The organism is Ferruginibacter sp., from assembly GCF_028288465.1.
GTDB lineage: Bacteria > Bacteroidota > Bacteroidia > Chitinophagales > Chitinophagaceae > Ferruginibacter.
Map to the genome: position 1 here is coordinate 1 of NZ_JAQBNR010000014.1, position 12,751 is coordinate 12,751.

The 12,751-nt window shown below is 41.4% G+C and carries 14 protein-coding genes; 7 read left to right on the plus strand and 7 right to left on the minus strand.

All coding sequences use genetic code 11. From position 1 onward, the window contains the following. Nucleotides 1-324 precede the first annotated feature (324 nt). From JWR61_RS04940 to JWR61_RS04965, 6 genes are all read left to right on the plus strand, one after another. Nucleotides 325-912, plus strand: a complete 588-nt coding sequence (locus JWR61_RS04940; protein WP_301926729.1) for a hypothetical protein — start codon at nucleotides 325-327, stop codon at nucleotides 910-912. A gap of 199 nt (nucleotides 913-1,111) precedes the next feature. Beyond that, entirely contained in the window at nucleotides 1,112-2,179 is a 1,068-nt protein-coding gene (locus tag JWR61_RS04945; RefSeq protein WP_301926730.1) for a hypothetical protein, read from the plus strand. 9 nt (nucleotides 2,180-2,188) lie between these two features. After that, nucleotides 2,189-3,037: an HAD-IIA family hydrolase gene (locus JWR61_RS04950; RefSeq protein ID WP_301926731.1), complete on the plus strand. Its 849-nt coding sequence runs from the start codon at nucleotides 2,189-2,191 to the stop codon at nucleotides 3,035-3,037. A 94-nt stretch (nucleotides 3,038-3,131) separates the two neighbouring features. Then, nucleotides 3,132-3,632, plus strand: coding sequence for a hypothetical protein (locus JWR61_RS04955; RefSeq protein ID WP_301926732.1), 501 nt, complete (start codon nucleotides 3,132-3,134; stop codon nucleotides 3,630-3,632). Nucleotides 3,633-3,720: 88 nt separating this feature from the next. Continuing rightward, the gene (locus tag JWR61_RS04960; protein ID WP_290340695.1) at nucleotides 3,721-3,963 is read left to right on the plus strand and encodes a hypothetical protein; all 243 of its coding nucleotides are present in this window, start codon (nucleotides 3,721-3,723) and stop codon (nucleotides 3,961-3,963) included. Nucleotides 3,964-4,294: 331 nt separating this feature from the next. Next, a complete protein-coding gene (locus tag JWR61_RS04965) occupies nucleotides 4,295-4,435 on the plus strand; it encodes a hypothetical protein (RefSeq protein ID WP_301926733.1) in 141 nt (46 codons plus the stop codon). A 222-nt stretch (nucleotides 4,436-4,657) separates the two neighbouring features. Here JWR61_RS04965 and JWR61_RS04970 read toward each other — a convergent pair whose 3' ends face one another. From JWR61_RS04970 to JWR61_RS05000, 7 genes are all read right to left on the minus strand, one after another. After that, nucleotides 4,658-5,986: a HAMP domain-containing sensor histidine kinase gene (locus JWR61_RS04970; RefSeq protein WP_301926734.1), complete on the minus strand. Its 1,329-nt coding sequence runs from the start codon at nucleotides 5,984-5,986 to the stop codon at nucleotides 4,658-4,660. A gap of 7 nt (nucleotides 5,987-5,993) precedes the next feature. Next, complete coding sequence (locus tag JWR61_RS04975; RefSeq protein WP_301926735.1) at nucleotides 5,994-6,668, minus strand: response regulator transcription factor; 675 nt, start codon at nucleotides 6,666-6,668, stop codon at nucleotides 5,994-5,996. Nucleotides 6,669-6,673: 5 nt separating this feature from the next. Then, nucleotides 6,674-7,537 carry a hypothetical protein gene (locus JWR61_RS04980; RefSeq protein WP_301926736.1) on the minus strand — a complete coding sequence of 288 codons (864 nt, stop codon included), beginning with the start codon at nucleotides 7,535-7,537 and terminating at the stop codon, nucleotides 6,674-6,676. 12 nt (nucleotides 7,538-7,549) lie between these two features. Then, nucleotides 7,550-7,852: a hypothetical protein gene (locus JWR61_RS04985; RefSeq protein WP_301926737.1), complete on the minus strand. Its 303-nt coding sequence runs from the start codon at nucleotides 7,850-7,852 to the stop codon at nucleotides 7,550-7,552. Between the two features lie 61 nt (nucleotides 7,853-7,913). Beyond that, complete coding sequence (locus JWR61_RS04990) at nucleotides 7,914-8,588, minus strand: hypothetical protein (protein WP_301926738.1); 675 nt, start codon at nucleotides 8,586-8,588, stop codon at nucleotides 7,914-7,916. A 544-nt stretch (nucleotides 8,589-9,132) separates the two neighbouring features. Continuing rightward, complete coding sequence (locus JWR61_RS04995) at nucleotides 9,133-10,170, minus strand: T9SS type A sorting domain-containing protein (protein ID WP_301926739.1); 1,038 nt, start codon at nucleotides 10,168-10,170, stop codon at nucleotides 9,133-9,135. 93 nt (nucleotides 10,171-10,263) lie between these two features. Beyond that, nucleotides 10,264-12,216, minus strand: coding sequence for a von Willebrand factor type A domain-containing protein (locus tag JWR61_RS05000; RefSeq protein ID WP_301926740.1), 1,953 nt, complete (start codon nucleotides 12,214-12,216; stop codon nucleotides 10,264-10,266). 252 nt (nucleotides 12,217-12,468) lie between these two features. On the opposite strand from JWR61_RS05000, the gene JWR61_RS05005 reads away from it, so the two are divergent. Next, nucleotides 12,469-12,747: a hypothetical protein gene (locus tag JWR61_RS05005; RefSeq protein ID WP_301926741.1), complete on the plus strand. Its 279-nt coding sequence runs from the start codon at nucleotides 12,469-12,471 to the stop codon at nucleotides 12,745-12,747. Nucleotides 12,748-12,751 lie beyond the last annotated feature (4 nt).

Sequence of the window (12,751 nt, forward strand, 5' to 3'; positions counted from 1 at the left end):
AAATTTCCAAGGCGAGTCTCTGCACAAGTTGCTGAAGTCCGCAACCAGCATCAGTTGCAGGACTCACTGACTATCAGTGTGAAGTACACGCATTACACGATGACCGTCCAGAACAATTTGAAAGTGCCTTCCTGATAGGTCGGCGAGTCCTGCGGCTTATAAAAAATTGTAAGGCTTCATGCCCAGCGCAGAGACTCGCCTTCGAAGTGTTCGATTTGCAGATTGGCAGCCAGCGATTTTACAACATGACTACACATTCAGGTATTTATCATTGATCTACACTAATCGTTCGTTATCTGAAACAAAATTTATTATCTTAACATCATGCCAGTAAAAAGAAAAATACCTTTTGACAACGGACATTTCTTTATCACTTTTACCTGCTACAACTGGCTGCATTTATTCGATCTTACACATGGATACGATTTAGTGTACAACTGGTTTGATATACTGAAAGCACAAGGCCATTATATTACGGGATTTGTAATCATGCCAAATCATGTGCATGCAACTATTGCATTTAGAAAAACTGCCAAAGGCATCAACACAATCATCGGAGACGGAAAAAGATTCATCGGTTATTCCATCGTTGAGCGTCTTAAGAAATCAGGATATACAGATGTACTGGAACAATTAGAAAACGCAGTTAACAAGAGTGACAAAAAAAGAGGCAAGTTACATGAAGTATGGGAAGATAGTTTTGACTGGAAGGAATGTATCAGCGATGCATTCACCTGGCAAAAACTGGACTACATGCACGAGAACCCATGTGCAGGTAAATGGCGGCTGGCCGAAAATGCCATTGGATACATCCATAGTTCTGCCCGCTATTATATTTTGGGTATCCAGGGATTTTACCCGGTCTTAAATTTTAAAGAATTACACGACATTGATTTGACCTCTGCTTCCTGAGAATACTAATTTGTTTCCGGTGAAAATTCCCAAGCGAGTCTTTTCACAAATTACTATTGCCTGCAACCAGCAATAGTTGCAGCGCTCACCAGCCACAGCATGCAAAAAATAAATGACCAGCTTTTACTATTAACCATATTCGCTATTTTGCAGCTTATTCAATAACAACGATCGCATTACCCATACATCAAATGAGTACATGAGTAACCCGGAAGTAATGAAAATGCCTTTTATCGATTTCACAGAAATCGTAAAAGAAGCCTGGCAGGCGTACGACAACAGCCGGCAAATAAAACGTATTGTAGATATCAGCGCCAAAGTGTCTACCAACCATGTGTACCGCATTACGTTTACAGATGCGAGCATCATTATTGGCAAGCTTTCTTATTTTGGTGTGTTCGATCATTTTGTGGAGGACCATACCATCATCAATTCCTTATCCAACAATTTACCGGCGCCGTTTGAAAATTTTCTGGCCCGCTCGCTCACCAAGGGGGAAAAGTTATTTGTATATCATTACAACAATTCGCTGCTGAATGTTTGGGTGGTCTTTTACCGGCCCATCACCATCAAAAAAAGAATGCCGGCAAGGCTGGATGAAGCACAGATCATCAAACTGGGCGAACAGGTGGCTTTGCTGCACAAGGCCTGTCACAGCATACGCAATACCCTGCAGCATTCTTCCAAAACATTGAACACAGATATTGAACACCTGCTGCGCAAACTGGAAACACCCGAAGGCAAATACGAACACCGCCTGCAAACAGACCAGATAAAAGCGCAATGCGACCTGTTTATACAAAACGCCGCCTTGCTGAATGAACCGGCACTGGATAAGATACCCGTGTTTGTTGACTGGAACATCGGCAACTTTTCTGTAACCTCTTCTTTTAAATTATACTCCCGCTGGGATTATGACTGGTTTAGAATCGGCAACCGCGTGCTGGATTTTTATTTCTTAAGCCGCGTGGTGTCGGACATCGGTGACAAAACCGCTTTTAGTTATTTTATCGGCCCGATGATGGAAGAAAGGTTTTTATTGTTCCTCCAATCTTACCACAGTGTATTTCCGCTCACGGAGCCGGAGATCCATTTTTTAAAAGAAGCCTACCGGTTTTTTATTTTGAACTATGTGATAAAAGAAGGCCGGTTTTTCTTTCACGAATTGTTTGCTACCAAATTACAAAGGGAGGCGATCGAAATTTATTTTCCTTCCATTGAAAAGGAATTTAATGCAGACCCCATCCTGAAAGCTTTAAACATTTAATCGTTCTGCATGCAAGAGCTACATTCTTTTTTATCGGTGGCATCCGGCTTCAAAGCCGTGTTTCTCGATTCGTACGGGGTACTAAAAAACTACCAGGGTCTCATTACCGGGGTGGAAAACACCGTGACCACTTTAAGGGAACAGGGTGTGGCCATCCGCATACTCACCAATGATGCCTCCCGCAGCCAGGAGCAACAGGTAGCCGGTTTTAATAAACTGGGTTTGCAGGGTTTACAAACGCATGAAGTAATCACCTCCGGCATGATGGCCAAACATTTTCTGCAGCATAAAATAACCGGTGGAAAGATTGGTTATATGGGCACGGAAAATTCGGCACGCTACATCTTGCAGGCCGGGCTGGAACATGTTTCCATCCGTGAAATTGATATGGATAAGCTGCATGAGATAAGCGCCTTTGTATTTCTGGATGATGAAGGTTTTGACTGGAATACGGATATCAACAAAACCATCAACCTGCTGCGCAGTACCAAAATTCCGGTGATTGTAGCCAATTCAGATAAGTTGTACCCGGTATCCAAAAACGATGTAGCCGTAGCAACGGGGGGCATTGCTAAACTGGTGGAGAATTTACTCGGCCGAAAGTTTATGCACTTCGGCAAGCCGGATACGCAGATGTTCACGTATGCCTACAACCGGTTGAAACGCCTGATGCCGGTTACCAAACCCGATATACTGATGGTAGGTGATAACCTGCACACCGATATTTTAGGCGGCAATAAGTTCGGCGTTAAAACCTGCCTGGTATTGTCCGGCAACACCAGCGAACACAGCGTGGAACAACAGATCATGTCAACGGGTATTATTCCTGATTATGTTTGCAGGTCTATTATAACGTGAGCCGTCATATAAACCGGAGTTGTAAATTTGGTGTGATGATTCAACTATTATATAAAATGATAGTGCAAAAACTACCTCCTGCAATCTTTTACTAATGAGGCCCGTACTTAGTTACAAGTGGAAAAAAATACTTTACTGGTTTGAATTGATTGCACTGCTTTTAATGGTGAGTGATGCATTTTTATTTCAGGTACACGATACGGGTGACAGTATTGATTTTTTTTCAAGCATTGAAACGGATCGCAGAATAAATTCTCACTACTCAATCTATTACCTTAATACGAAAGCTGGCCTGCAAATACCGTTGCCGGAAGATGGGAATTACAATATTCCGGATACCTGCAAACTCACCATCAATAAAGGATTTTTTACTAAAAAGCCAGCAAGCGTAGATATTATTGAAGGTACTTACCATCACCACTACCTGACCAGCATATTAAACAGAACTTTTGGTTCACTGATGATAACAGTTACACTGGCATTATTTATTTTGTTTGTGACCTTGCAATGGGTATTAAAAAAAACGCTCAATGAGATGCTGTTATTTATCATTTTATTTTTCGAGTTGTTTTTTATAATCGAAATATGGGTTTGAATTCATCAGCCTGTACTCCTGTTGGTAATGCACTTTTCCTGCATCAAGCTTTTCTGGATTTTCATTAACTTTAATAAAACATTTGAATATGAATACCCACGATAAGAAAACGGAAGTACTTGAATTACTCAGCCAGACCAACGATAGCAGTTTAATTGATGAAGTATATGAAATGCTGCATCCCGAATCGGCGATAGAAAATATCAACCTGCAATCACTTCCCGGCGAACTGCAACAAAAGATAAACAAAGCCCTTGATGATTATAAATCCGGCAACTACATTACTCATGAACAGATGAAAGAAAAAGTACAGCAATGGCTTACCAAATAATCTGGACTGCCGAAGCGGATAATGATTTTTACTCGATCATTCATTATTTAAAAGAGCACTGGTCTGATTATTCGGCGGAAAATTTGCTCACAGGATACTGAAAAAATTGGAACGAATTGCCGGAATGCCTTATGTCCCAAAGTTTACTTCTCAGCCAGCTATTCAAATGATAAAGCTGGATAAAAAGAATGTCTTATTCTATACAATTGAAAATAATTACATGATCCTGCTAAGCATATATCCTTATAAAAAAGATATTACAAAGAGTAAGTATTACTAATATGGGGCCCTTTTTAAAAATTGCTCCCCCTCCAATTCTACCATCAGGACTATGTATCAAAGAGTCTATCTTTTTTTGAGAAATAAATCATCCAAACACAATGATGCTAACACCAGCGAACACAGTGTGGAGCAACAGATCATCTCAACCGGTATTATTCCTGATTATGTTTGCCGGTCTATTATTACCTGAGGTATCATATAAACCGGAGCTGTAAATATTGTGTTACTACTCAACTATTGTATTAGCCATGGTTGCAAGTGCTTATTTCGCTTTGCTATATTCTTTCCGCCCCGATATTCCGCCCGGGAACTGGTTCGTGGCTGGTAAAAATCAAGCGATCATGCGCCGGTGTGGATTGAAATATAGCGTCCAATTTTTCCTGGTCTCCTGTTATAATTCATTATCACACTCTTAATCAGCCATCATTTGCCACGGAATTTCGATGCTGAAAACGGTACCCTTGCCCAATTCAGAGTTTACCTTTATCTCAAATTCATGATACAGTGCAATGCTTTTTACAATAGATAAACCAAGTCCGTACCCTTCCCCACCCTGCTGGCCTGATTTTTTAAAGCGGTTAAATATTGTTGTAAGTTCTTCGGGCGGTATTCCTATTCCGGTATCTTTTATCAACAGCGTGTAATGTTCCCCGGGAGTATATTGATCCATCACCTGGATGAATCCATTGGGTTTATTGTAGCGTATGGCATTGTTGATAAGATTATAGAGCAGTTGAAAAACAAGGTCGTGATTTACCTGCTTTACACCAGCGTTCATTGAAACACTATTGGTAAAACCAATATCGTTTATTTCCAGGCGATGTGATAGTTCGTCCATTACTTCTGTTACCACAGTATGCATATTAACGGTATCATTTTTTGCGAACTGATCGTTTTCAATGCGGGATATATACAACAATGAATGAACAATTTTTTTAAGCCTGTTGAGGGTTTTCATCATCGCCGATATTTTTTCCTGCTGTGCTTCGCTGATGCTTTCATCCACCATCATGTTTTCAATATTGGTTTGCAGAATACTGATTGGTGTCATCAGTTCGTGCGATGCATTGGAAGTAAATTCTCTTTCCTTATCAAAAGCTTCATGAATTTTTTCCATCAAACTTATCAGCGAATTGTCCAGGTACTTAAAATCTGATGTGGAGGTTTTTACTGGCGGCAATGATTCTTTAAATGGAAATTTCCTGTCCACCAGTTTGGTTCGCACTATCCTTGCAAGCGGCCTCAGCAATACATTTGTGTAAACCAGATCTGCTATTATACTGATTGCAATTAACCCTATCAGGATGTAAAGGGTAAACCGCTGCAGCAGGTGATTGTATTCGCCGATGGTGGCGGTTGTTTTACCAATCTCCAGCAGGTAATGCTGATGGCCATAGGTTAATGTATGAGTAAGCACACGGTAATTCAACGTGTCGTTATCTACTATGCGTTGCGAAGTTTCAATGGTATCTGAAACAACCTGGTTACCGGCCGGAAAGAGTGAAATATATTCTTCCTTCAGCATGGTATAGCTTCCATAGGCGCTGTCGCCCTGCAGGTAATAATCCACACCGTTCTTTTGTATTACGGCGAGTACCTTTTTTTTCTGTTCTCCTAAATAATAATTGGTGTATTGAAAACTCACCCGGTTTACCAGCAATGGCAGCATCACTACAAAAAGTACTACAATCAGTAATTTTGAAAGCGTGATAAAAAGGGTAAGCTTGGTGAGCAGTTTCATTGAGTACTTAAATTTTTATTTTGTAACCGATTCCCCGCAGCGTTTGCAACCAATCCACCGGTGCATGAACAGACATTTTTTTCCGGATATTTTTTATGTGTACATCAATGTAGTTTGAATCATACTCATCATCAGAAAAATTGCCCCAAATATGTTCACTCAATTGAAAACGGGTGAGCGGCCTGTTTTTATGCAGCAGCATGTAGCTGAGTAAATCAAATTCCTTACGGGACAGTTCAATATCTTTTTTTTCAAACCAAACCGCACGTTTATTCAGGTCGAGATAAAAATCACCCAGCTCAATTAATGGATCATTGTTACCAGACCTTCTTCTTGTGATGGCCTGCATTCTCGACTGTAATTCCAGTAAGGAAAAAGGCTTTGCAAGATAATCGTCTGCACCAAGGTCAAGGCCTTTGATACGGTCATCCAGGTCGCCTCTTGCCGTTAAAATAATATAAGCGGCATTGGGGCACATTTTCTTTGTTTCGTTGAGCACCTCCAGCCCGTCTTTATCCGGCAGCCCAAGGTCAAGCAGTATAAAATCATATTGATTTTCTTCCATCAGGTTATTGCCCTCGTTTGCTGAATAAGCAATGTCGCACAGGTAAAATGATTTTTCTAAAAAGGTACACATATCTTTTGCCATGGCCTTTTCATCCTCTATAATAAGTACTTTCATAATTATTAAAACTGGTAATAAAAACTTAAGGTTATAAATGAGTTTGCCTTGCCCGGATCTGTTTGCGCATAATTGCTTAACACTGACAATTGGTAGGCAGCTTCCAGCACATAGTGTGCACGGTTATAGGCAAGTGGCAATTTAAAATTATAAGACAGCAAATTGAATGTAGTGGTGGTGGTGGTTTTGGCAGGACCCTGTGATGGAGTTCCGGTGATTGGACTTAACAAGATACCCAGCACACTATCCCGTAATTTTTGTTCTGTAAGATATGTTTTATAAAAATGTTGTGAGCCTGCCACTATATCCGCAGAAGGATTGATGGTAACAATATCCTTTTTACCGATACTGAACAGGTTAATTGATTTTGATATTCCTCCCGTAACAAATTCATCACTGGTTTTTCCGAAAGCGTAATCTCCTGCCAGGCTGATATTCAGCCAGCTTTCGTATGTAAGCGCTATGCTTGCATTGTCGGCATTGCCGGCCTGCAGCAGTGGTGAATAGGCCGGGTAAAAACTATGGCTGTAACTAAGATCGGCAGATAATTTTTGTGCCGGCTTAAAGTTTACGCCTGCACCCAGGCTGGACGCAGAAACCGAAGACGTTTTGTCGTTTAACAATTTATATGCAAGGCCTGAAAAATAAAAACCTGACTTAAAGCGATACGTGGCGGCCAACGCAGCATAAGGTGTATTCTCCGCAGATTTTTGTCCATAGTAACTGGCGTTGTTGGCGTACACTGTTGCCAGTGTTAAGGTAGCTTTAGGAGCGGTACTGTCTGTGTTTATTACGGTGGTGGTATCTGTTTGCGCAAAACACAAAGAACTGTAAAATATAATGGCGGTAAATAATGTCAGCAGTTTCATGAGGTAAATTATTTAGTGAATAATTTTAATTACTGGTTTAATAATTTTTGGTTTAATAATTTTAACCGGTATCACTTTTATAACCGGTATCGGTACGGGTTGCTTTCTTGACTTAGGCACTTCTTTAATGACGTTCTCCGCAGACATATCAACGGTATTATCCGGCACTGTTGCTTTAGGTGGAACGGTGTCAGTTTGCATTTTTGAAATCATAACAAAATGGATCACTGGTTTACCGTCACTGGCCTTCGTCAATTCAGGAACGATCATTAAAATCAAGCCCGTAACACATCTCAAAATCTTTAAAGCTTTCATTGCGCTTATTTAAAACAGGTTTTGCACAGTTAATAAACCATGCAAAACCTGTTATAGATTATTATTTAATTTTAATACCTGTTTTCACACTTGTATTCATTTTAACAGCAACAGCCGGTTTAACCGCATGAGCAGCCGAAGAACTGGATTTTACAGTGGTTACAGCGGTGGCATTTACTTTTTTATCTGCTTTAACAACCGTTTTCTGCACGTCTGTTTTTACCTGGCTGCCGGTTGAAACTGCTGCCGCAGCAGTGGTATTTACGGCCATTTTGCTGCTTTCTTTTACCTGGTTGCCATCCTTTTTTATACCCGCAGTTGAAACGGTCTCCTGACTGGCTAAAGACGCATTTTGCGCTGTTTTATTGTTTTTTTCGGATGCGTTAATATTTACATCCGACTGCGTGTTTGCCGATACAGTTACATCCTGTGAAGCCGCGGTTTTTACCTGCTGTTTCTCTGTTGCAGCCTTTGCAGCAACTGCCTGCTTTTCTTGAGCAATTTCACCTTTTCCCTTTTCAACACCTTTATTCACTTTGTGCCCGGTGTTGTTCACCGCATTTGATTGTACGGTGGTTGTGGAAGATGCATTGCCTGCGCTTTTAACTTCGCTGCTTCCTTTGTCGCTGTGTAACGTGCTAACGTTGTTAGCTGCCTGCTGGCTTTTTACACTGGTTTGCGCAAACGATGCTGTTGCTAATAAAAATGCCGCGGAAAATAATAATGTCGTTTTCATAATGCTGTTTTTTTAGTTTAATAATTGATTACAAAACAAATGTAGAAGCCCAACATGAAGCGAAAATGAAAAACAACATCGTCTGAAAAGTTTTTTTCTTTACGTACGGAAAAAACACGCTGATGGCTTTATATACCAATTTCTTCTGCTTCGGACTTTCGTATAATTGCAGTTGTACATACGTTGCAGGAGGCCGGTTAACAGCGTGGAATAAATAAATTACACATCCATTACCAGGGGCAATAATAGATAGCGTATCCCTGACAGGTCGGAGGGCCGTTACGGTTAGCGAAAAAATTACCAACGCCTAATCCGCCTGCGAAACATTTTTATTGGTATATGCATGGTGGTCGTCCTGCCTTCATCGTAGCATGCAGGGGGCTTGTTATACACAGCTACGTTATATCTACGTTAGCTAACGTAGATATAACGTAGGGATACCGGATTAATACCGACGAAAACATGGCGCTGATATGCAGGCAATAAGCAACTGTATTTACCCTTGTTGGTATCCCCACTTTATCCTAATACTTTTTACATTTCTTTATTCCGCCACAAAACGACTGGCAGAAATTAATTGATTGCCATTGCCAATAACCCGTATAAAATAAATGCCACTGCTCCATTGCTCACTGCTTTGTATGTTCTGCGTAGTAAGTTTGGCCGATGCATTGATTTGTTGCTGCAACACCAGCCTGCCGGTTACATCTACCACCTGCAACGTATAATTGTTGGCTGGTTTCAATTTAAGTGCCACCGAAAATGACGCTCCCCGCTGGACAGGATTCGGAAATATTTTTATTGAATCGGTGATGACGGTCTTTAACCTGGCAGCTGTAACCTTGTATGTCTTTATGCTATATACAGTCGATACTCCCCCCAATCTAAAACAAAGTCGTTTATCTACATTACTATTCACAACAACCGCATCCAGTGTTTTGGCAAATTTGTGCAGGCCGATTATTTCATTCGCTATCTCAAAACCATCTGCCGGTATGGCCATTTCAATTTCCCTGTTGGCAAAGCCGATGGCGCTGATAACAATGGTAACTTTTTGCTGACCTGTTTTAGCAGTTAGTAAAAACTTACCTGTTGTATCCGTTATTACACCAGCGCCATCCTTTACCTGCACAGTGGCGTTGGCAATTATTTCACTGGTGGCAGCATCTTTTACCACACCGGAAAATGTAAACTTATTTTGAACAGGTGCATAGGCTACCAGCCCCATCCTGGCTGCATTGACGATGGGGAGCGTTGCCTTCACCTTACCGATTTTTTGCTGGGCTACGGCTTGCCTGGAAAACAACAATGCTGGTACCAAAAAGCTAAAAAAGTAATTGTGCCAGCGTTGCTTCTTTTCAGCTTCTAACGGCAGGGGTTGCTGCAACTCGCTGTTGTTAAAACGGCCGCAAATAGTAGCATCACTTTTTAAAATGGTATTGTACACTTCGTTGTTGCTCATGCCGGTAAAATCAATCACGTTTTTTTCACAGGCACTGCAAAACCGGCCCTGCTCCGCAGGCAGCATGCCCGCCCAGTTTTTATCGCAGGGTGTTTCAATGGTTAGTTGTATGGTACTCATAAAATAAATGTTGTACTGGTAAAAGATGAGGGAAAAATAAACCGGTAACTTATCTCCGTTACCGGCTTATGCGATCTATTGTTTCAAAGGGAATTATTGTTTGCTCAAATCATCGTCTTCATCCGGCACATTGGCACCCGCAATATCCGCAGCGGTTTTTACCAGTTTGATAAACTCTTTCCGGTATCCTTCCGCATCTTTACCAACGGCAGTGTTGGCCAGTTGCAACACACTGGTATAACTGGCATGTTGTTTAAACTCCGAGTTGCGTAACAACATGCCGAAGGATGCTACAGCGGCGGCAAAACGATAATTATCGCTTGTATGCAATTTGTTTTTACCGGCATAATTAACGGCCTGCTCCAGCAACTGACTGGTGTTGCCAGCGGGTTGTTTGTAGCGCAGTTTTACGGTCATCCATTCGCTGTTAAAAACAGCTTTTGGAAATTCAGCTTCTGCCTGGTATTTCAATTTGTCAACATTTTTTAGAAAAGGAGAAACGTTGCCAACCGGTATAATTTCATACAAGGCCGTTACCGTGTGGCCACTACCCAATTCGCCTGCATCTTTGGTATCATCATTAAAATCTTCTTTGTTCAGCATCCTGTTTTCGTAACCGATCAGCCGGTATCCCTGCACCAGTGCAGGGTTAAATTCAACCTGCAACTTTACATCTTTGGCAATGGTAAATAAAGTACCTCCAAACTCGGCCACCAATACTTTTTTTGCTTCAATCAAATTATCAATATAGGCATGGTTTCCATTGCCCTTATCTGCCAGCTTCTGCATTTTGGCATCCTGGTAGTTACCCGTACCAAATCCCATGATGGTTAAAAACACGCCACTCTCCCGCTGCTTTTCAATCAGGCGCTCCAGTTCATCATCGCTGCTGGCGCCTACATTAAAGTCGCCATCGGTGCATAATATTACGCGGTTGTTACCCTTATTTTTAAAATGCGCAAGCGCTGTTTTATACGCCAGTTGTATGCCTTCGCCTCCGGCAGTGGATCCGCCGGCCTGCAAAGCTTCAATGGCATTTTTAATGGTTGTTTTATTGGCACCGCTGGTGGAAGGCAGCACCAGCCCGGCATTGCCGGCATACACCACAATGGCCACATTGTCCTGTTCCCTTAACTGGTCAGTTAACAGCTTCATGGATTGCTGTACTAATGGCAATTTATCCGGGCTTTCCATGGAGCCGGACACATCAATTAAAAAAACCAAATTGCTGGCGGGCAAATTTGTTACAGGAATATTTTTTCCCTGCAACCCAATCAATGCAAGGCGGTGATCAGGGTTCCATGGACAGTCGCCCATTTCGGTGTTGACGGTAAAAGGCTGATCACCTTCAGGCTGCGGGTAATCGTACTTAAAATAGTTGACCATTTCTTCAATGCGCACGGCACCGGCAGGTGGTAAGCTACCTTGTTGCAACAACCTTCGCACATTGCTGTAAGAGGCGGCATCCACATCAATTGAAAAGGTAGACAATGGATTTTCTGTTGCCTTTACAAATGCATTTTCTTTTATAAAGTCATAGCCTTCCCTATCAGCTATGTTATTTGTATACTTATCTTTTTTTAGTCCAGGTTGGGCGGTTATAACCTGTATACCAGCCGCTTTTCCCTGGAGTGCGCCGTTGAGGTTAGCCTTATATGCGGGTTTCATTGCGATTGTGCGATCGTAGCTTTCATCTGCTATTAATTGCGAAGATGAATAGCCCGTAACCACCACTTCCTGTAGTTCATTTGTAGTGTAAGATAACTGTACATTAATTATTTTTTTGTTACCCACCTTCACTTGCTTTGATACAAAGCCTACCGAACTAAAAACCAATACCGCTTTTTCATCCGGCACGGTGATGGAATAAGAACCATCCGCAGCAGACACGGTAGCGGTTTTTGTATTTTTAACCATGACCGCGACACCAGCTACCGGCTGCTTTGTTTTATCGGTAATTTTTCCGGTTACAACAAACTGGGTGGGCGTTTTAAAAGCAACCAATGCAATGATTGCGGTGGCGAGTAGTACGATTATTTTCTGCATAACATTTAATTTATTACACAGATGCAGCGATTAAAAAGATTGCATAAAATGCAGCAATTATTTTTTGCAGCTATTGGTTAGAAACATGAAGTATTTTTTGAGTGCTGTACAAATTGTTGAAAACCGCAACTGGCTGGGGTTACAGGGTTTACTGATTGTTAATGTGAAGCACGCATATTTATTTGCTTCTGAACTTTTAACTTTTAAGACGATGGCCTATCTTTCATTTGTGAATAAATTGCTCAAAACAAAATGAGGCTTAGAAGATATTGGTTTATTACTTTTCCCGACAATCCATATGGCCCCCAAAATATCGGCGTAAGTGCTTACACAAAAGAGGAGGCAAAATTATTGATCAGGCAACTGTCATTACGCGATGCATACATGGCACTGATTAGCGCCAGCCTTAATGATACAACCAAGGTGATTGAAGATATTGATATAAGGCTTCTGGACCAGGGAAATGTAATACCAAATATGGGTGTGGTTACATTTAAGAGGATTTGGTACCCCAGTTTAAATATGTCATAAAGGA

Excerpts from the sequence above, each read along its gene's own strand:
- JWR61_RS04965 (WP_301926733.1), top strand. The coding sequence starts at position 4,295 with ATGTATCAAAGAGTCTATCTTTTTTTGAGAAATAAATCATCCAAACAC.
- JWR61_RS04945 (WP_301926730.1), top strand. The coding sequence starts at position 1,112 with ATGAGTAACCCGGAAGTAATGAAAATGCCTTTTATCGATTTCACAGAA.
- JWR61_RS04980 (WP_301926736.1), bottom strand. The coding sequence starts at position 7,537 with ATGAAACTGCTGACATTATTTACCGCCATTATATTTTACAGTTCTTTG.
- JWR61_RS04975 (WP_301926735.1), bottom strand. The coding sequence starts at position 6,668 with ATGAAAGTACTTATTATAGAGGATGAAAAGGCCATGGCAAAAGATATG.
- JWR61_RS04995 (WP_301926739.1), bottom strand. The coding sequence starts at position 10,170 with ATGAGTACCATACAACTAACCATTGAAACACCCTGCGATAAAAACTGG.
- JWR61_RS04960 (WP_290340695.1), top strand. The coding sequence starts at position 3,721 with ATGAATACCCACGATAAGAAAACGGAAGTACTTGAATTACTCAGCCAG.
- JWR61_RS04970 (WP_301926734.1), bottom strand. The coding sequence starts at position 5,986 with ATGAAACTGCTCACCAAGCTTACCCTTTTTATCACGCTTTCAAAATTA.
- JWR61_RS05005 (WP_301926741.1), top strand. The coding sequence starts at position 12,469 with ATGAGGCTTAGAAGATATTGGTTTATTACTTTTCCCGACAATCCATAT.
- JWR61_RS04950 (WP_301926731.1), top strand. The coding sequence starts at position 2,189 with ATGCAAGAGCTACATTCTTTTTTATCGGTGGCATCCGGCTTCAAAGCC.
- JWR61_RS04940 (WP_301926729.1), top strand. The coding sequence starts at position 325 with ATGCCAGTAAAAAGAAAAATACCTTTTGACAACGGACATTTCTTTATC.
- JWR61_RS05000 (WP_301926740.1), bottom strand. The coding sequence starts at position 12,216 with ATGCAGAAAATAATCGTACTACTCGCCACCGCAATCATTGCATTGGTT.
- JWR61_RS04990 (WP_301926738.1), bottom strand. The coding sequence starts at position 8,588 with ATGAAAACGACATTATTATTTTCCGCGGCATTTTTATTAGCAACAGCA.
- JWR61_RS04985 (WP_301926737.1), bottom strand. The coding sequence starts at position 7,852 with ATGAAAGCTTTAAAGATTTTGAGATGTGTTACGGGCTTGATTTTAATG.
- JWR61_RS04955 (WP_301926732.1), top strand. The coding sequence starts at position 3,132 with ATGAGGCCCGTACTTAGTTACAAGTGGAAAAAAATACTTTACTGGTTT.